The organism is Streptosporangium sp. NPDC006007 (genome assembly GCF_040614315.1).
Taxonomy (GTDB): Bacteria; Actinomycetota; Actinomycetes; order Streptosporangiales; family Streptosporangiaceae; genus Streptosporangium.
On the sequence record NZ_JBEXUG010000023.1, the window covers coordinates 60,848 to 78,231 of the forward strand.

General features: G+C 70.3%; 16 protein-coding genes. 6 read left to right on the forward strand and 10 right to left on the reverse strand.

Going from position 1 to position 17,384, the window contains the following annotated elements; all coding sequences use genetic code 11:
* Positions 1-30: 30 nt before the first annotated feature.
* From ABZ194_RS19065 to ABZ194_RS19075, 3 genes are all read right to left on the reverse strand, one after another.
* Positions 31-747, reverse strand: a complete 717-nt coding sequence (locus ABZ194_RS19065) for a glutamine amidotransferase (RefSeq protein ID WP_355597930.1) — start codon at positions 745-747, stop codon at positions 31-33.
* Positions 737-2,026 (reverse strand): MurT ligase domain-containing protein, encoded by a 1,290-nt coding sequence (locus tag ABZ194_RS19070; protein WP_355597932.1) that lies wholly within the window; start codon positions 2,024-2,026, stop codon positions 737-739. The genes ABZ194_RS19065 and ABZ194_RS19070 overlap by 11 nt, the downstream gene beginning before the upstream one ends.
* Before the next feature lie 162 nt (positions 2,027-2,188).
* The gene (locus tag ABZ194_RS19075) at positions 2,189-2,383 is read right to left on the reverse strand and encodes an Arc family DNA-binding protein (protein WP_355597934.1); all 195 of its coding nucleotides are present in this window, start codon (positions 2,381-2,383) and stop codon (positions 2,189-2,191) included.
* 149 nt (positions 2,384-2,532) lie between these two features.
* Between ABZ194_RS19075 and ABZ194_RS19080 the strand changes: the two genes are divergently transcribed.
* The 3 genes from ABZ194_RS19080 (at position 2,533) to ABZ194_RS19090 (ending at position 6,115) form a co-directional block, all read left to right on the forward strand.
* Positions 2,533-3,027 carry a hypothetical protein gene (locus ABZ194_RS19080; RefSeq protein ID WP_355597936.1) on the forward strand — a complete coding sequence of 165 codons (495 nt, stop codon included), beginning with the start codon at positions 2,533-2,535 and terminating at the stop codon, positions 3,025-3,027.
* A 559-nt stretch (positions 3,028-3,586) separates the two neighbouring features.
* Positions 3,587-5,362, forward strand: coding sequence for a group II intron reverse transcriptase/maturase (ltrA, locus tag ABZ194_RS19085; RefSeq protein WP_355597938.1), 1,776 nt, complete (start codon positions 3,587-3,589; stop codon positions 5,360-5,362).
* An 87-nt stretch (positions 5,363-5,449) separates the two neighbouring features.
* On the forward strand, positions 5,450-6,115 hold the full coding sequence (locus ABZ194_RS19090) for a transposase (RefSeq protein WP_355597940.1): 666 nt from the start codon (positions 5,450-5,452) through the stop codon (positions 6,113-6,115).
* Between the two features lie 35 nt (positions 6,116-6,150).
* Here ABZ194_RS19090 and ABZ194_RS19095 read toward each other — a convergent pair whose 3' ends face one another.
* Together ABZ194_RS19095 and ABZ194_RS19100 are read right to left on the reverse strand one after the other, a co-directional pair.
* Positions 6,151-9,120 carry an ATP-binding protein gene (locus tag ABZ194_RS19095; RefSeq protein WP_355597942.1) on the reverse strand — a complete coding sequence of 990 codons (2,970 nt, stop codon included), beginning with the start codon at positions 9,118-9,120 and terminating at the stop codon, positions 6,151-6,153.
* A gap of 178 nt (positions 9,121-9,298) precedes the next feature.
* Positions 9,299-11,248 (reverse strand): hypothetical protein, encoded by a 1,950-nt coding sequence (locus ABZ194_RS19100; protein WP_355597944.1) that lies wholly within the window; start codon positions 11,246-11,248, stop codon positions 9,299-9,301.
* 165 nt (positions 11,249-11,413) lie between these two features.
* Here ABZ194_RS19100 and ABZ194_RS19105 point away from each other — a divergent pair, with 165 nt between their 5' ends.
* The 3 genes from ABZ194_RS19105 (at position 11,414) to ABZ194_RS19115 (ending at position 14,021) form a co-directional block, all read left to right on the forward strand.
* On the forward strand, positions 11,414-12,133 hold the full coding sequence (locus tag ABZ194_RS19105; RefSeq protein WP_355597946.1) for a hypothetical protein: 720 nt from the start codon (positions 11,414-11,416) through the stop codon (positions 12,131-12,133).
* 119 nt (positions 12,134-12,252) lie between these two features.
* The gene (locus ABZ194_RS19110; RefSeq protein WP_355597948.1) at positions 12,253-12,879 is read left to right on the forward strand and encodes a hypothetical protein; all 627 of its coding nucleotides are present in this window, start codon (positions 12,253-12,255) and stop codon (positions 12,877-12,879) included.
* Entirely contained in the window at positions 12,876-14,021 is a 1,146-nt protein-coding gene (locus tag ABZ194_RS19115; RefSeq protein ID WP_355597950.1) for a hypothetical protein, read from the forward strand. The genes ABZ194_RS19110 and ABZ194_RS19115 overlap by 4 nt, the downstream gene beginning before the upstream one ends.
* On the opposite strand, the gene ABZ194_RS19120 is transcribed toward ABZ194_RS19115, so the two are convergent.
* The 5 genes from ABZ194_RS19120 to ABZ194_RS19140 form a co-directional block, all read right to left on the reverse strand.
* Positions 14,011-15,291, reverse strand: a complete 1,281-nt coding sequence (locus tag ABZ194_RS19120; protein WP_355597952.1) for a hypothetical protein — start codon at positions 15,289-15,291, stop codon at positions 14,011-14,013. The genes ABZ194_RS19115 and ABZ194_RS19120 overlap by 11 nt on opposite strands.
* Before the next feature lie 352 nt (positions 15,292-15,643).
* The gene (locus ABZ194_RS19125; RefSeq protein ID WP_355597954.1) at positions 15,644-15,940 is read right to left on the reverse strand and encodes a DUF1416 domain-containing protein; all 297 of its coding nucleotides are present in this window, start codon (positions 15,938-15,940) and stop codon (positions 15,644-15,646) included.
* Entirely contained in the window at positions 15,940-16,779 is an 840-nt protein-coding gene (locus tag ABZ194_RS19130; RefSeq protein WP_355597956.1) for a sulfurtransferase, read from the reverse strand. The genes ABZ194_RS19125 and ABZ194_RS19130 overlap by 1 nt, the downstream gene beginning before the upstream one ends.
* A 13-nt stretch (positions 16,780-16,792) precedes the next feature.
* Positions 16,793-17,191: a DUF4395 domain-containing protein gene (locus ABZ194_RS19135; protein ID WP_355597958.1), complete on the reverse strand. Its 399-nt coding sequence runs from the start codon at positions 17,189-17,191 to the stop codon at positions 16,793-16,795.
* A gap of 63 nt (positions 17,192-17,254) precedes the next feature.
* The gene (locus tag ABZ194_RS19140; RefSeq protein WP_355597960.1) at positions 17,255-17,365 is read right to left on the reverse strand and encodes a putative leader peptide; all 111 of its coding nucleotides are present in this window, start codon (positions 17,363-17,365) and stop codon (positions 17,255-17,257) included.
* Positions 17,366-17,384: the final 19 nt, after the last annotated feature.

Consider the following 17,384-nt stretch of genomic DNA (forward strand, 5'->3'; position numbering starts at 1 on the left):
CTCTCTCCGGGACGACGCCGTGGCCGGCTCTCAGTGCGGCAGGACAGCGGCCAGCCGTTCCCGGCGGAGCCGTTCGAACCAGGTGTCGTCGATCGGCGGCAGCTGGGCGCCGACCGCCCAGGTCAGCAGGAGGTCGGCGAGACCGGGGTTGCGGGCGAGCGCGGGGCCGTGCAGGTAGGTACCGACGATCTTGCCGATGTGGCAGCCCTCGGTGCCGTCGCCGTTGCCGGTGCCGACCGTGGTGCGGGCCAGCGGCCGGACGCCGGGGCCGAGCCGGGTGACGCCCATGTGGTTCTCGAAACCGGTCAGCGTCGGGATGCCGAGCACCGAGTCGGCCTCACCGGCCAGTTCGCCGACCGCGCGGCCGGTGCCGCGACCGCTGGAGATGTCGATCAGCCCGAGGCCCTCCACCGGCTGGCCCTCCTCGCCGCCGAACGTGGTACCCATGATCTGGTAGCCCGCGCAGACGGCCAGCAGGGACGCGCCCCGCGCCAGGGCCCGCTGCAGGCCGCCGTCCCGGCGCAGCCGCTCGGCCGCCAGGATCTGCGGCCGGTCCTCACCGCCGCCGATCAGGTAGATGTCACCGCCCTCGGGCACCGGGTCCGCCGAACGCACGTGGACGGTCTCGACCGCGATGCCACGGCGCCGGGCCCGCTGTTCCAGGACCAGAACGTTGCCCTGGTCTCCGTAGGTGCTCAACAGATCCGGATAAATCCAGACAAGTCGCAGGACGCTGTCAGACTGCACGACCGAACTCCGATCGAATCTGCTGGAAGGCGGTGTAGTTGGCGATCACATCGACCTTGCCCGGCGGCTGCGCGGCGAGCGCCTCCTCGAAGGAGTTCGCCAGCTGGAACGGCACACCCGCCACGTCGAGCCGGAGCGCGAGGTCGAGCCGCCGCTCCCCCGCCACGTAGACCGGCCTGCCGCGCAGCACCCGGTAGTCGACGTCCCAGAGCCAGGAGGTGTCGCGGCCGTCGGGCCCCTGGGCGTTCACCGAGAGGATCACCGGCAGGGAGCGGTCCAGCACGTCGAACGCCTCCAGCCAGCCGGCCGGGTTCTTGGCCAGCAGCAGCCGGGCGTGCCGGCCGTCCCGCTGGACCGTGGTGTAGCGGCCCGCCACGGAGGTGACCTCACGGAGCCGGGGCAGGGCTCGCTGGACCGGCATGCCGAACGTCTCGGCGGTGGCCAGCGCGACCACGGCGTTGGCCCGGTTGGCCCGGCCGGGGAGCTGGATGTTCAGCACCCAGCGCTGTCCGCGCGGGTCGATCACCGCGTCGTCGTCGAGGAACCAGGTCGGCTCGGGCCGCCGGAAGGTGCACTCGCGGCAGGCCCAGTCGTTCTCCGCCGTGTGGGAGGTGACCGCGCCCGAGAGGTGGCCGCCGGGCGGGGTGTACTCCATCCCCTTGCGGTCCAGCGGGCCTCCGCACTCCGGGCAGCACCAGGAGTCCTCCTTCCACGGCTGCCCCGCCGACACCCAGGTCACCGTGGCGGCCGTGGAGGCTCCCCAGGCCACCAGCGGATCGTCGGCGTTGGCGATCACGTGGGTGGCCTTGCCGGCCAGCGCCCGCCGCCACTTCTGGGCCAGCAGCCAGATCTCCCCCGCCCGGTCCATCTGGTCGCGGCTGAGGTTCATCAGGACGATCACCCCGGCGCCGGTGGTCTCGATCACCTCGGGAAGGTACTTCTCGTCGACCTCCAGAACGCCGTAGGGGGCGTGCTTGGCCGACGACAGCGCCGAGACGTGCCCGGCGGGCATGTTGGCGCCGAAGGCGTTGGTCGCGACGTCGCCGAGCTCCTGAAGGGCGGAGGTGATCAGCCTGGTCGTGGTGGTCTTGCCGTTGGTCGCGCTCACCAGCGCCAGCTTGCGGTCCTGTGCGAGCTTGCGCAGCAGGTCGGGCTCCAGCGCCAGGCCGACCCGGCCGCCGATCACCGATCCGTCGCCCCGGCCGGTCGCCCTGGACAGGGTCGCGGCCGTACGGCCGAGAGCGCTCGCGAGCTGCGCTCGCAGCGGAAGCTGAGTCATGCCGTCTCCTCGCCTAGCGGCCCGTCACAGGACGACCCGGCAGCCGGACGGGCCGGTTTCGCCGAATCGCTCATGCCGCAGATCCTAGCCGTGGTTGGGCATGTTCACCGTCCGACGACGCCCGCGCCAGGTCACCAGGAAAACCGGGGGATGCTCCGGTCTTCAGGCCGGGGAGGAATCCGGCCCCCCGCGTAGCGGGGCAGGGGTCGCCGATTCGCCGGAATCAGCGGTGAGGGCGCCCTCCAGGAGGTGGAGGATCTCGGAGTTGAGTGAGCGCCGCTCGCGCTGGGCGCGGGCGGTGAGCCGGGTGTGCAGGTCGCCGGGGACTCTGAGGGTGATGCGGACTTCGGATTCCATGACACCATAATAGTCCCAAGGTGATGGTATGATGGTCGTATGACGGCGCCGTGCGTTGTGGAGGAGGCCGGGCACGCCCGGTACACCTACCGGCTGCGCGTGTCGTCCACCGCGCTCGCCGCTCTGACGGCCGAGTGGGACCGGTGCCGGTGGGTGTGGAACCAGTCGTCGCCACCTCCCGCGCCGCGCACAAAGCCGGGGAGAACCGCGGGCCGGCCGCCCTGGACAAGATGCTGACCGGCTGGCGCGCCGAGCACGAGTGGCTGCGCGACGGCGGGTCGGTACCGCAGCAGCAGATCATCCGCGACTTCGGCACGTCCCGTGCCAAGGCGCTCAAGGACATCAAGGCCAAGCTGCCGCTGCGCCGCCGCGCGGGCATGCCCCGCTTCAAGAGGAAGGACCTGGCCGCGCCGACGCTGAACTACACGCGGCGCGGGTTCCGCCTCAGAGACGGCCGCCTGCACCTGGCCGGGGGAATCGCTCTGACCGTGGTGTGGTCCCGTGACCTTCCGGCCGAGCCGTCCAGTGTGCGCGTCTACCGCGACGGCCTCGGCCACTGGTACGCCTCCTTCGGTGCGACACGAAGTCGCTCCATCCAAGTGGGGGCAGCCCCCAGAGAGGAGAAACACGGGTTGCCTCCCTGATCTGTGTCCATGATCAGTCCCCAGGTCCGCATGCGTCGCTGGTAACGGCGGGGTGTGAAGCCGGATCGAAAGCCCAAGAGCCCGCGAACCGTCCAAGGGCGACAGGCAAGGGGAAGGTTGAAAGGGTGAGCGCGTGCGAACCCCCGGCTATGCCCCGTCAGCGTAACGGTCAAAGACGGCAAGCTCGATTGACCGACAGGCCCTAGGTGTTGAGAAACACCAGGTGACCGCCCTGGACGAATGCAGGACGGTCGGACACCACCGGGTCCGGGGTAAAGGGGGCACCCTCCTCAACCGCATCTTGATGGAGCGGAACGTGGAAACCCCGTTGCGGTCTGCCGCAAGGCAGTAGGTGACCGCAAGGGCAGCTGATGCCGCAGCGGGAACAGGATGGCTCAAGAAGCGAAGGCCGATAGGTCGAAAGGCCAGGGGAAAGCGCGACGACCCGCTCTGGGGTGACGCGTATAACCCGTCGGATACGGACGGATGTCCGGCCCGAAAGGGAGCTGACGTGAGCCAGGTGGAACCTTGAAGAGACAGTGGGGAGGAACCAGAACTGATGGACAAGTTGGATGTCGCTCCGCAAGGAACGGCGAACGGACCTGAAGGCGGTCCCGACCTCGACTGGCACAGCATCAACTGGGCCAGGGAGGAAAGGACCGTACGGCGACTGCGCCAGCGGATCTTCAAGGCGTCGCAGGAAGGGGACCTGGCAAAGGTTCGCAACCTGCAAAAGCTCATGCTGCGGTCGAGGAGTAACACGCTGGTCAGCGTGCGACGAGTCACCCAGCGAAGCACCGGCCGTAAGACGGCTGGGGTTGACGGGGTGGTGGTCCTGACACCGAAGGGGCGAGCGAAGCTCGCCATGGAGGTCCAGGAGTCGCCAACCCGGCGACCCAAGCCGGTCAAGCGGGTGTACATCCCTAAGAGCAATGGGAAGCAGCGTCCGCTCGGAATCCCGGTGATCAGGGACCGTGTCATGCAGGCGCGGGTCAAGAACGCCTTGGAACCCGAGTGGGAGGCCCGGTTCGAGCCCAGGTCATATGGTTTCCGCCCCGGGAGAAGTTGTCACGACGCGGTCGAGAGCATCTTCTCGATGACGTGCCGTAAATCCCAGGTGCGGGAGTGGGTCCTGGATGCGGACCTGTCAGCGGCCTTCGACCGAATCCACCATGACCACCTGATGCAGTCCATCGGCTCGTTCCCCGAGAGGGAAGCGATCCGGGGGTGGCTGAAGGCGGGAGTGATGGAGAACGGTCGATGGGCCCCGACAGAGGAAGGCACTCCGCAAGGGGGAGTGATTAGCCCCCTGCTGTTGAACATCGCCCTGAACGGGATGGAGGAAGCCGTTGGGGTCAAATCCCGGACTCGTACGGGCATGGAGCCCGGTGCGAAACCCGGGACCCCTGTCCTTGTGCGGTACGCCGACGACTTCGTAGTACTCACGTACTCGAAGGAGGAAGCGGAACGGGCCAAGCGGGAGTTGGCGTTGTGGTTGGAGCCCAGAGGGCTCCGCTTCAATGAGGAGAAGACCCAGATCGTCCACCTGGACGAGGGTTTCGACTTCCTCGGATTCAACATCCGAAGGTCCAGCGAACGCAAGATCGTGATCCGGCCGAGCAACGACGCGGTGAGGAGAATCCGGGAACGGCTGCGGACAGAGGTGAAGGCACTGTACGGAGCCAACACCGCAGCAGTACTGAGGAAGCTCACGCCGATTGTGCGTGGGTGGGCGACGTACTACCGGGGGGTGATGTCCTCGCAGATCTTCGGATCACTGGACACCTACGTCTGGAAGCTCACCTACAAGTGGACCAGACGCAGCCACCCCAACAAGCCGACGGACTGGACCGTGAAAAGGTACTACGGCTCGTTCAACAAGTCTCGGGCGGACAAGTGGGTTTTCGGTGATCGGCGCTCCGGCGCCCACCTCTACAAGTTCGCCTGGACCCCGATCGTCCGGCACGTCCGGGTTAAGGGTGCGGCATCCATGGATGATCCAGCCCTCCAGGACTACTGGACGACCCGGCGCAAGAAGAAAGCGCCCCCCGTCATGGACAAGTCCAGCCTGAGCCTGGCGTTCCGCCAGCAGGGGCTGTGCCCGCTCTGCAACGGGGCCCTGATCGACGGAGCCGAGTACGAGCCGGACAATCCACGAAAATGGATCGAATGGTTCGCGGCTGTGACGAAGGTGCTACACAAGCATCATTTCGTCTACCGGCGGGACGGGGGCGGGGATGAACGGAAGAACCTCCAACTCATACACGCAGACTGTCACCGGCAGCACCACGAGGCCGATGACAAGAAGACCGGGCGAAAGAACAAGCGCCCATAGGGTTCTGCTTGAGCCGTGTGCGGTGAAAGTCGCAAGCACGGTTCTGAGGGGGCCGGGACACGGCGACGTGTCCCGGCTACCCGACTCGTGCCCGCCCGGACCGAGGCGCTGCCCGCCACCGGCCGGGCGATCGGGATCGACTGGGGGGTGAAGGAGACCGCGACCACCACCGGCGACGACCATGACCTGCCCCACCCCGAGCATGGGAAGAAGGCGGCCGACCGGCTCGCCCGGTACCAGAAGATGATGGCCCGGCGGAGACCGAGGCGTGGGCAGGCCGCCTCGAAGGGGTACGGGAAGGCTAAGCGTCAGGCGGCGAAGGTCCACAAGAAGATCGCCCGGCAGCGGCGGGACACCGCCCGCAAATGGGCGAAACGTGTGACGGCGGACTTCGATCAGATCGCGGTGGAGGACTTCAAGCCGACGTTCCTGGCCCGCTCCACCATGGCCCGCAAGGCCGCCGACGCGGCGATCGGCGCCACCAAGAACGCGCTGATCGAGATGGCGCGCAAACACGGGCGCACCGTCCATTTGGTGCATCCCGCGCACACCACCATGGACTGCGGAAGGTGCGGGGCGAGAACCAAGCGCGCGCTGCCGCTGTCGGAACGCACCTACACCTGCACCACGTGCGGAGCCGCCTCCCCCAGGGACAAGAACTCCGCGCGGGTGATGCTCGTCCGGGCTGGTCTCAACCCGGCTGGTGTCGAGGGCGTAAGACCTCCTGGAGCGCCGCTCCAGGAGGCTGTCTGAGCCAGGAATCCCCTCCCTTCAGGGAGGGGAGGACGTCAAACGGTGAAAGCCAGTTCCGCGGTCTCCGGCGACGCGGCGTCGAACGGCAGCACGAACCGGTGCGGCCACGCCAGCACGCTCTCCATCCACACCGCCCCCATCGTCTGCGCCACATGCCGCAGCCGGTCGGCCGGGTCCACGCCGATCGTGACCGTGACGATGTCCCGCTCCACCCCCTCGTGCTCGTCGTCGCCGAGAATGGCCCGCCAGGCCAGCGCCCGGTTACGGTCCACCTCCATGGAGAGCGGGTGGTGGCGGAGCGCCTTGGCCCGGTGGCCGAGCAGCTCGGTGCCGTTTGCGGGACGGTTGAACAGGTTGTACTCCATGACCGGCGCGGAGTCTCGCGGGCTGGGCGCGGGATGGCCGTGGGGGAAGAGCCGGTCCACCTCGTGCAGCCAGCGGACCTGCGGGATGACCCAGAAGGGGCCGGGCCGTTCGCCGGACTCCCTGTCGGGGCTCAGCAGCCGGGTGGCGGCCGCGGCGACCTGCTCGGTCAGTTTCGCCGGGTCGCCGACGGTCCGCAGCGACCACGCCCGGCGGCCGACGCCGCGCTCCACCGCCGTGGCCAGCAGGCACTCGCGCCGCCGCAGCGGCAGCTCGGCCCAGAGGTCGGCCAGCGCCCTCGGCACGCCGGGCACCGGCCGGTTGGTGCAGAACGCCAGCACCACGGTGTCGGTCCAGATCCGCAGCCAGGCCCACTCGGGCGCGTCGGCGAGCAGGTCGGCCTCGCGGAGCTCGACGAGCGTGCACGCCCTGCCGGTCCGGCACTCCTGACCGCAGGCCACCGAGCGACGACCGCAGATCGGCGGCATGTGGCCGGGGAGCAGGCGCTCGCGGTGCTCGCCCAGCGGCACCTGTACCCGCAGCGGCCGATCCATCCCGTCGGCGAAGACCGCGGCGACCCCCGGCTGGAGCGAGACGACCTGCCGGGACTGCTCCTCGCTGAGGTTCATCGCGGCCCCGACCAGCTGGCGGTCGTCCTCGGCCGGGAGCCGGTGCACGACCTTCAGCGCGGTGTTCTTCACCACGTCGGAGACGAGCTTGGTGGGGATCTGCTCGGCCACCACGATGCCCTCGCCGTACGCGCGGATCTCGGCGAGCATGCCGGCGAGGAGTTCGACCGCGTGCGTACTGGCCCGTCCGGCGCCCCGGTCGCGGAGCAGCCGGTGCGCCTCCTCGATCACGATGACGTGCCGGAGCCCGCTGCTCCGCTCCTTCCTGGCCCGCATCCGCAGGTGCTCCACGATCCGGATGATCAGCGTGCCCATCAGGAACGCCTTGTCCTCGTCGTTGGCCACGTCCTCGATGGCCAGCACCACGTTCCGCTGGAGCAGGTCGCCGATGTCCGCGGGGTGGCCGCCCTCGAAGAACCGGCCCGCCGACCCCACCCGCAGCGACCTCAGCCGGAGCGAGATGAAGCCCTCGACGTCGGCCTGGACCTCCCTGCCGTAGCCGATCTCCTTGATCACGTCCATCGCGTGCTGCTGCAGCTGCTCAAGCGTCGGTACGGCGGGCCGCACCGCCGCGCCCGGCGCGGCCCAGCCGGTGACCACGTCCCAGCCGTTGGTCTCGTAGACCCGTTGCAGCGCGAGCGACATGATCTGCGGGAACGGCTCCTCGGCGTCGAAGGCCGCCATGAACAGCGCCCGCACCATGTCGATGTGGGCCTGGACCGGATAGCCGGGCTCCGGGGCGAGCGGGTTGACGCTGAACGGCACGCTGTCCGGGGCCGACGGATTGATCACTGTGACCGGGGCGAGGTGCTCGACCCGGCCGCCCATCGCGGCGTATTCGGACTTGGCGGGCTCGATGGCCAGCCACGGAATGCCGGCGCGGGTGAGCTGCTCCAGCAGGTGCCTGACGGTCTGGGACTTGCCGGAACCGGTGGCCCCGGTGATGAAGGCGTGCCGGTTCAAAGTGGCGAGCGGGACCCTGAACGAGCCGACCGCCCTGTCCTGCCCGTCCAGGATCGAGCCGAGGTCGACGGTGAGCGTGCCGGAGGAGACGTCCGTCTCACTGGTCACGTCGAAGAAGCCCGCGTCGAGCACCCGGACCCCCGGCACCTCCCTGCGGGGCAGACCGGCCAGCGCGGCCAGCGCGCCCGCGGTGGCGGCGAACGGCGCGGCGGTGCCGTCCGCCGGGTCCTGCAAGGTCACCGAGAGCGCCTCGGTGAAGCCGTACACCGGGCCTGACAGCGCGCTGCGCAGCCGGTAGGGGTGGTGGCTCATCTCGGCCGAGCCGACCAGCACCGGGGCGATCTGCCGCAGTTCCTCGGGCCCCGCGGCACCGGCCAGCACCCGCACGCTCCAGAGCCCGGCCTCCCGGAAGGCGTCCAGCTCCTGCATCCGCCGCTCGGCCCGCTCGGCGTCGTAGCGGGAGCGCTCGGAGGCGTCGCCGTACTGCCTCAGCACGTTGAGCTGGGTGCGCAGGTGCGCCACCTCCGCGTCCAGCAGGTCCGTCCGCTCGGCCACCACCAGCCAGGCGAAGGGCCGCGACATGAGCGTGACCAGGGTGGACTCGAACAGCGTGGGCCGCTTGGTCTCGTCGGCGTCCGGCTCGCGCCGCCCGCCGAGCGGCGGGGCCTGGCGGCCGGGGCAGACGGCCCAGGCCAGGTCGGACAGGTCGCGGAGCCACTCGTCACCGATCCGTACGCCCCGGGCACCGCTGGGAAAGAGCAGCGGCTCGGGGCCGGCGGGGATCGGTTCGGCCTCGGCCGCCGCCCGGCGCGGCGGGCGCGGCGGGGTCAGCGGCCCGGCGTTGGTGACGAGCTCCAGCGGGGCGCCGGAGCCCCGGGAGAGCCAGCCGACCACGAAGGGCCGGTTCCGCTGGGCGGCGGAGAGCACGGCGGGCAGGACCGTGACGAAGTCCCACTCCGCCGACGAGCTGCGCGAGGGGGCGGTGATCGACTGAATCCGGTACCAGGGACCGGCCAGGGGATTGGGAGGACGGGACACGCTTGGCTGCATTTGCTCTCCACCCGGGGGGCCCGGCTCAAGGCTGAGGGGTTGTCACGGATCGCCCCGCCGTACCGGCCGGCGGGGGTCCGGGGGCGGGGTACCCCGGCAACCAAGGTCGAACCTTCCTCGGGGATCGCACCTCCGCATTGACCAGGCCATTACCACAAACGGACGTTTCATTGGCGTTTCATTGGCGTCTGCGCCAGTCGAGCCTGGCGGGCGGCGGGCCGAGGTTGGGCGGCGCGTTCTCGAAAAGGCTGGGTTCGCGGCTCTTCTCCTCCTCCTTCTCCGCCCGTTCCAGCACGGCCTCCTTGATCTCGTCGAACTCCCCCAGCGTCGTCTTGGGAAAGGTCAGGATGGCCGGGTTCGCGTCGGCGAGACGGACCCTGCGGCCCTGGGCGGTGGCGTCGGTGACGATCACCGAGGTGGTGGGGAGCTGCTGGAGCTGGTGCGGCTCGACCAGGAACTCCCTCGAACGGTGCAGAACACGTTCGGTCTCGCCCATGGCCTCGGTCGCGCGGCGCCCCCACTCGGTGGAGAAGCTGATGTCCTCCCTCAGATCCGCGTGGTTGACGTCCCGGGCGTCCTCTCCGTCATCGGCCTGGCCGACGGTGGAGACGTAGCCGCCGTCGAGCCCGGCCCCGGCGGCGCTGATCGTCTCGGTGAGCTGGGCGAGCTCCAGGCGGTGCTCGGTGCCGACGTGCTCACTGGCGATCCGGGCGTCCTCCGCGTTGCCCAGCCGCATGAACGTGACCGCCGCGTGCCCCCGGCCGAGCCGTTCCCGCACGGTCGGGGTGAGCGACCGGTAGGTGAGCACCAGGCCGGTCCTGGAGGTCTCGCAGGCGTCCATCAGCCGGTCGAGCACGTCGCCGCGGAGCTTGTCCGCGCCCGCGACGATGATCGTGTGGTACCAGGGCCGCTCCGAGGCCGGCGACTGGCGCAGGATGTGGGTGAGCGCGGTGGTCACGTAGGTCCCGAGGACGCGGTTGCCGAACACGCCGGCCTGCCGGTCCATGGAGACCACCCGCAGGCGCGCGGGCGGCAGCCGTACGGCCTCGGAACCGAGGGTCTCCAGCTTGCGCAGCTGCGACTCCAGCGCCCAGGCGCGCTCGATCACCACCCGGTCGCTGACCCCCCGCCCGAACAGCGTGCCGATCCGCTCCAGCTGACTCGCGGTGATCAGGCCGCGCCCGAGGTCGTCGCGCGGATCACCGACCTGGGCCAGCGCCCGGAGAGCCGCGGTGACCTGGTTGATCGTGGCGCTCGCGCCGAGGACCCCCAGGACCCGCTCCAGGATCGCGTTGTCGAACGACAGGTCCCTGGTCGTACGGTGCTCCTCGCTGACGCTCACCACGTGGGCGAGCACGTCGGCGAAGGCCTCGGGGGAGAGCGCCGCGCCCAGGTCGAGCCTGGGGAGGTCCACCGGCAGCACCCAGACCAGCGGATCGTCGCCGCCCCGGCGCGCCAGCTCGACGAGGTCCTTGGCGATCGCGCCCTCGGACAGGTCGAGCACGGTCAGGTGACCGCCGCTGTAGAGGCGGGTGGCGCCGAGCAGGGTGATCAACGCCGACCAGCCGGGCAGGGTGCCCCCGGCCACGTCGATCCGGTCGATCTCATCCGGCACGGTCACGGCGTACCAGGTGAGCTGCCGGTCGTAGCGTTCCTTTTTCTCGGCCCACTCCCGGTAGCGGGCGGCGTGCTCCTCCTGGGCGTGGAAGAGCTCCCTGTCGCGTTCCTCGCGCCGCCGGTCCCCGACCGCCTGGTGCTCCCGGATACGGTGGCGGACCGCCCGGTCTCCCTGGTGGATCGCGTAGCTGCAGAACACCGTCACGCCTCCGGAGGCGATCAGCCCCAGGATGGCGAACGACCAGCTCAGCAGCTCGGTGAGGCCGAGGAGAAGGATCAGTGCGGCGAGCCCGGCCATGAGCGTCCGGAAGATCTTCACCGGCCGGTTCAGCAGGTCCTCGTTGAGCCGCTCCCTGCGCATCCACTCGGGATCGGCCTGCTCGACGGCCTCGTCGACGGGAGAGGGGCGTCTGGGTGCCGGACCCGGATCAGGGTGCAGCAGGGCATACTGCCAGCCCAGGTAGATCCGGTCCGCCTGGAGCTGCGCATGCTCGGGATGCACGTCCGCCACGGAACCTCCGCCATAGGGCTCTCGCCGCCTCGGAGACAGCGTAAGAGTTGGACCTCCGATTCGGGCAGCGTTCCCGCCAATCTGCTGTATTTTCCCCATGTTCACCGCTACTTCAGGGACGAATGAGTCGGGTGGGACGGAGCCCAGCGATTACCATCCATTGCCATGACGTCTCCCCTTGGTGGCGCACGTAGGCGACGGCGCCCGGTCGCGGTTCCGGCGATCGCACTGACCGTGGCCACCGGTCTGGGGGTCACCGTAGCCCTCGGTGGACTCCGCCGGGCACCCGAGGAACCGCCCAGGCGGCTCGGCCCCGGCGCGAGCCTGGACCAGGGCGGGTTCACCACCAGGTTCGTGGAGTCCCGCGCCGTCGTCTGGCCGAATCCGTTCGGAGGGATGGGCAGGCGCTTCCTGGAGGTCGAACTCCAGGTCACCAACAGAGGCGACGCGACCGTCGAGGTGGGAGCCCCCGGCGACGGGGGGACGCCCGGCCTCTTCTACGCGGAGTCCCTGCTGCGAATGACCCCGGCCGTCGAGGGCGGCGCGGGCCCGGTCGTCTCCATCCCCGGCACGGCCGCCGGGAACGGCGAGACCGGCGGGGACGACGGGAGTCTCGGGAGCGGCGGCGGGGGCGGCGAGACCGCGCCGAGCAGGCAGTTGCATCCGGACCTGCCCGCGACCGTCGTGCTCAGGTACGAACTGCCGGACAGCGGGAGCGTGCCGCCGCGGGTCAGGCTCGACGTCGGGGCGTTCGAGCGGCGCGAGGGGTCGTTCACACACCTCGAACGCGAGTGGTCCCTGGTCAGGGACGGCGAGGAGGCCGACGCCCCGCCCAAGGTCGTCGCACGGGTCACCCTTCCGGTCCGGACGGCGGGAAGGGTGTGATGGACGGTGTGTCCCCGGCGGAAGACGGAACGGCCACCGCGGAACCCGGGACGCCCCCGGCGGAGTCCGGGATGTCCCCGGCGGAACGCGGAACGCCCCCGGCGGGGTCCGGAACGGCCGTGCGCCGCCACCGTCCCGCCTCGGGGACGCCGAGCCCGGCACGCCGGGCGGGCCTGCTGGCAGTGGGCCTGGCACTGGCCGCCGCCGCGGTGGGCCTGCGGTCCGCCGGCCTGACCCCCGAGGAGCGTACGGCCCACCTGACGTGGACCGGAGGCGTGGGGGACGAGATCTCCGCGTCCCGATTCTCCGCACGGGTGAAGACCATACATGTCACCAGAGCCGTCGAGACAACGGATATGACCGGTAGGGTGGAGTCGGCCGGCACCTCGGGGATCTTCCTGGTCGCCGACGTGGAGGCCACGGCCAGGCGCAGACCGCAGAAGCTCGGCCGTCCGGTGCTGCTGACCGAGACCGGCGGGCGGTACGCGGCCACCGACAAGATCGACGGCTCCCTCACCATCACCGATCCCGACATCCAGGTGGGCTGGTGGACCGAGGGCGTGGTGGTGTTCGAGATCCCGGCCGCCGCCCTGGCGGGATCCCGGATCGTGCTCGCCCCGCAGAACGGATTCATCGAAGAGGCACTCCTGCCCGAGGCGGAGATCGACCTGGGGCTCGACGGGGCCGCCGCAGAGCGCTTGATCTCGAACGCGAAGGACGTCTACCAGTTGGCGAGCAACAAGTGACCGGCACGCCGGCCCCGGAGCACGAGAGCCGCCACGACCGGCTCCCCTCCCCGGCCGGACCTCCCGCCCAGGAGAGCCGGGAGCAGGTCCCCGCACCGGACAGACCGCCCCCGGCCTCCCCCTCACAGGACGCCTACCGGGGGGTTTTCTGGTCCACCGCCGGCTCCTGGCCGACGCCCCCGTCCGCCCCCGGTCACAGGTCCCCCCCGTCCGAAGAGCAGCCGGCCCCTCGAAGCACCCCCGAAGGCCGGAGCGCCGGCCGGGCGACCGAGGAGCAGCCGATCGCCCGGGACGCTCCCGGCGGCACCCAGGACGTTCCCGAGCGGCACCCCGAGGCTCCACAGCCCCGGCCCGCCGCCGACGCCCAGTGGATGCTCGGCCGTCGGCGGACGTTCCCCGACGAACAGGTCTGGCCGCCGCCGAGGCCGGCCGATGAGCCTCCAGGAGCCTCGACCCAGCCGTTCCCGGCCGTCCCCGCGGCCCCTCCACCCGGCCCGCCCCGTGCTTCCGGCCCCGTCTCCAACGCCGGAGTCTCCGCACCCGGAGCCCCCGTCCCCGCCGCACCGCCGCCGCGCCGCCGTACGACGCTGCGGGCCGGCGGCGCGATCCTCGCAGTGGCGCTGGCCGTCGGCATCCCCACCTGGCAGGGATACAGCCTCTACCGCGGCGGTGTACCCGACCACCGGATCCACACCGTGGCCGCCGGAGGCACCGGGACGCTGATGAACGTGTCCTGGCGGGTCAGGGTCGAGCAGGCGGACAACCTGCCGGGCAAACCGCCGATCAAGCCCGACCAGCGGTGGTTGAGGATCACGGTAACCAGAACGTCCCTGAACGCCGAAGGCGTGATCCGGCGCGGCGAACCCGGCATCGAGGTCCAGCACCCCGACGGCCGCACCTGGCGGGCGGAGATCGACGAGGACGGGCTCCCCCCGGAGGGCGAGGACCACAGGATCGGCATCGGATACGACTACGAGGCGACCAGCCTGGTGCCCAGGGCGGTCGCCGGTCAGGTCGAGGTCCGGATCAGGCCGAGCACGTTCCGGATACCGCCGCGGGAGGAACCGGCGGTGGACCTGTTCGATCGGGTGGGCACCGAGAAGGTCGAGCCGGGGGATCAGGTGCTGCTGTTCAGGCGGTGAGCGCCTCGCCGGCCTCGCGGCCTCGGGTGGCCGCGATGTCGAACGCCGCCGCCAGCAGGCAGATCGTCGGCACCGTCACGACCAGGTCCCTGGCGAACTCCAGGGGAGGGCTGATGACCAGCCAGAGGTACGGCTCCTCCGCGCCGACCAGCGTCCGCACGCCCCGATCCGCGTAGTCGGCCCCCACCCGGAGCGCCACGTAGCACAGGCAGAACGCGCCGAGGAGCACGGCGCCGCCGCGGGTGGCGAGCCGGAGGGCGTTCGCGGGCGGGGCCCACCGCCCCCGGAGGCCGGCCGCGGCCCGGGACAGGGTGGAGCGGGTGAGCGAGTGGGGCCGCTCTCCCATCCGGCCGGCCACGGCGCCCGGTCCGGCCCCCCGCACAACCGCCCGCGTGTCCTCGGCGAAGGCGCCGTAGACGAGCGAGGCGACGGTGAGCCAGGTGAACGGGACGATCAGCGCGTCCACCACGTACGGCCAGACCTCGCCGACCCCGGTCAGGAACGTCTTCCACCACGGAACGACCCGCTCGGCCCGCTCGACCCAGCCGGCGACCGTGCTCACGACGACCCGCTGCGACATCCACTCCGACCGTGCCGAGGTGAAGGCGAACAGCGCGCCGACACCGTAGAGGGCGAAGGTCAGCTCGAAGAGGACGACGAGCGCGCCGCGGCCCCTGCCGCCGGTCCGCCACCGGCCGAACAGGACCTTCAGCAGGTAGGCCGCCACGGCGATCGCCACGGCCGGCCGCACGTCCAGCGTGGTGAGCGCGGCGCCGCCCTCTCCCTGAACGCCGGCCAGGATGCCCTTCAGGTCCTGGTCGGCCCGTCTCACCATGTCGAGTGAGGTGAACTCGCGAGCGTCCTCGACGTGGAGGCTCCAGGCCAGGTAGACGGTGGCGAAGACCGGCGTGGCCCGGTTGAGCGCGCCGAACAGGCTCTCCTGCGCCTCGTTCCCGGCTCGCCGTACCTGAATCTCCCGGAGCGCGCCGCGCACCGTGTACAGCATGCCGACCGTGACCACGAGCTGATTCAGCACGATCAACGTGAGGATCAGCATGGTGAGAACGAGCCGCGTCTGCCGGTGATCGCCGTGGGAGACCTCGGTGCCCGCCCACATCAGACCGGCGCGGACCGCGCGGCCGGCGGAGAACCAGAGCACCAGGGAGAGGGCGCGGACGCCGAAGATCCTGAGCGCGTGCACCGGAAGCCCGTACGCCGAGAGCGTCCGGGGGGCGACGGGCGGTGACGGCAGAGCAGACGTTCCGGACACTCGACGCATGGTAGCGCCCCACCGGGGGCGGCCACGGTCAAACGTCCGAGGTGTCCTCCCCCGGCCGGCCCACCGGGGGCGGGATCGTGTCCGGGCCCCTCTGACGGGGACCGCCGAAGGCGGCCGGACGCGAAAGAACCGGCATCCCCGCGGTGGGGATGCCGGTTCCGTTCCGTTTTCGCCGGGTCCGCCGAACTCCGTCCGTTCCGTCTCCGCCGGGCCCGTGCCGCCTCCGTCGAGTCCGCCGAGCGGATCGGACACGGATCAGACGGTGGCCAGGCGCGGCCCGGAGGTGGTCCGGACGTGATTCGGAGGTGGTTCGGACGGTGGCCGGACGTGGATCGGACGCGGGTCAGACAGCCACGGCGAGCTGAGTGACCTCGCCCAGGCGGGCCTGGGCTGGGATGTCCTTGGTGACGCCGCCGCTCGCGATGATACGAACGGTCCAATCACCGGGAGCGGCGAAGAAGCGGAAGATGCCCTCGTCGGACACCACGACCTCGCCGGTGAACTCGCCGGAGTGGTCCAGCAGGCGGGCGTAAGCCGTACCCGTGCCGGAGACCACCCCCTGGATGACGGCCTGGGTCGAAAGGTCGATCCCGGCCGGAAGGGCGATCGTCTGTGCCGGAGCAGCGCATCCCTGAGTCATTATCGGGCCTCTCCCAGTTCGATCGGCACGCCCACGAGCGAGCCGTACTCTGTCCACGAGCCGTCGTAGTTCTTGACGCCGGCCTGGTCGAGAAGCTCGTGCAGGACGAACCACGAGTGGGCCGAGCGCTCGCCGATACGGCAGTAGGCGATGGTGTCCCTGGCGAAGTCGACGCCCTCACCCTCGTAGAGGGCCTTCAGCTCCTCGTCGGACTTGAAGGTGCCGTCGTCGTTGGCCGCCTTGGACCACGGAATGTTACGGGCGGTCGGCACGTGGCCGGCGCGCTGCGCCGCCTCCTGCGGGACGTGCGCCGGGGCGAGCAGCTTGCCGGTGAACTCGTCGGGCGAGCGCACGTCAACCAGGTTGAGCTTGCCGATCGCGGCGACGACCTCGTCACGGAAGGCGCGGATGGACAGGTCCTGCTCCTTGGCCCGATAGTCGGTGGCCGGACGGTTGGGGACGTCCTCCACCAGCTCGCGGGAGTCGAGCTCCCACTTCTTGCGGCCACCGTCGAGCAGCTTGACGTTGTCGTGGCCGTAGAGCTTGAAGTACCAGTAGGCGTAGGAGGCGAACCAGTTGTTGTTGCCACCGTAGAGGATCACGGTGTCCTCGTTGCCGATCCCCCGGGCGGACAGCAGCGCCTGGAAGCCCTCGCGGTCCACGAAGTCACGGCGGACCGGATCCTGAAGGTCGGTCTTCCAATCGATCCTTACGGCGCCACGGATGTGGCCCTTGGCATAGGCACTCGTGTCCTCGTCGACCTCGACGAGAACGATGCCAGCGGTGTCGAGGTTGGCCTCGACCCAGTCAGCGTCCACCAGGACGGCGGAACGGCTCATGGATCCTCCGGGATTACTTTGCGGCGGGTAGTAGACGGCGAATGATCAGGAACATCTCGCAGCCGAGACAGAGACGGAACGCGGCGTTGAGAAAAGCGGCGAACAGTGCCGCGGCGACGGCGCCGAGGGCCAGCGGCGTGATCTGTATGGCGTATCCGACCAGACCCATCAGAGCGAAGAGGAGGCCCACCCCCTGCGCGAAACGCGGCGGGGTCGCGTCCTGCCGCTCCGCGGGAGGGCTCTTCACCATCTCTTCGAATATCATCCCGTACGGCGAGGCGCCGAAGAGTCCCAGTGCGAACACCGCCGCCTGAGCCGCCGGCAGCCACGCGCTGCCGGTCAACAGGACGAGCGCGAGAACAACGGCGGTAAGGACCGCGGAGAAGCGGAGAGCCCGGGGATCAGCTTGCATCGTTCGATGCTCCTGAAGGGGGTACACAGATCGGTGCGGCTCGAAGTCCGCTTGAGATCGCCCTTAGGAAGTACGACAGAGTGAGGTGGCCACGCGGCAGAAATCAACCGCGCGCCGCTTCGTCAGCAGCTCTGTCGTGGGGTGCATGCCCATGACACTACCCCGACGTTCCATCGTCTGTCACATCCCTGTC

Excerpts from the sequence above, each read along its gene's own strand:
- ABZ194_RS19070 (WP_355597932.1), bottom strand. The coding sequence starts at position 2,026 with ATGACTCAGCTTCCGCTGCGAGCGCAGCTCGCGAGCGCTCTCGGCCGT.
- ABZ194_RS19075 (WP_355597934.1), bottom strand. The coding sequence starts at position 2,383 with ATGGAATCCGAAGTCCGCATCACCCTCAGAGTCCCCGGCGACCTGCAC.
- ltrA (WP_355597938.1), top strand. The coding sequence starts at position 3,587 with ATGGACAAGTTGGATGTCGCTCCGCAAGGAACGGCGAACGGACCTGAA.
- ABZ194_RS19095 (WP_355597942.1), bottom strand. The coding sequence starts at position 9,120 with ATGCAGCCAAGCGTGTCCCGTCCTCCCAATCCCCTGGCCGGTCCCTGG.
- ABZ194_RS19105 (WP_355597946.1), top strand. The coding sequence starts at position 11,414 with ATGACGTCTCCCCTTGGTGGCGCACGTAGGCGACGGCGCCCGGTCGCG.
- ABZ194_RS19125 (WP_355597954.1), bottom strand. The coding sequence starts at position 15,940 with ATGACTCAGGGATGCGCTGCTCCGGCACAGACGATCGCCCTTCCGGCC.
- ABZ194_RS19130 (WP_355597956.1), bottom strand. The coding sequence starts at position 16,779 with ATGAGCCGTTCCGCCGTCCTGGTGGACGCTGACTGGGTCGAGGCCAAC.
- ABZ194_RS19135 (WP_355597958.1), bottom strand. The coding sequence starts at position 17,191 with ATGCAAGCTGATCCCCGGGCTCTCCGCTTCTCCGCGGTCCTTACCGCC.
- ABZ194_RS19140 (WP_355597960.1), bottom strand. The coding sequence starts at position 17,365 with ATGGAACGTCGGGGTAGTGTCATGGGCATGCACCCCACGACAGAGCTG.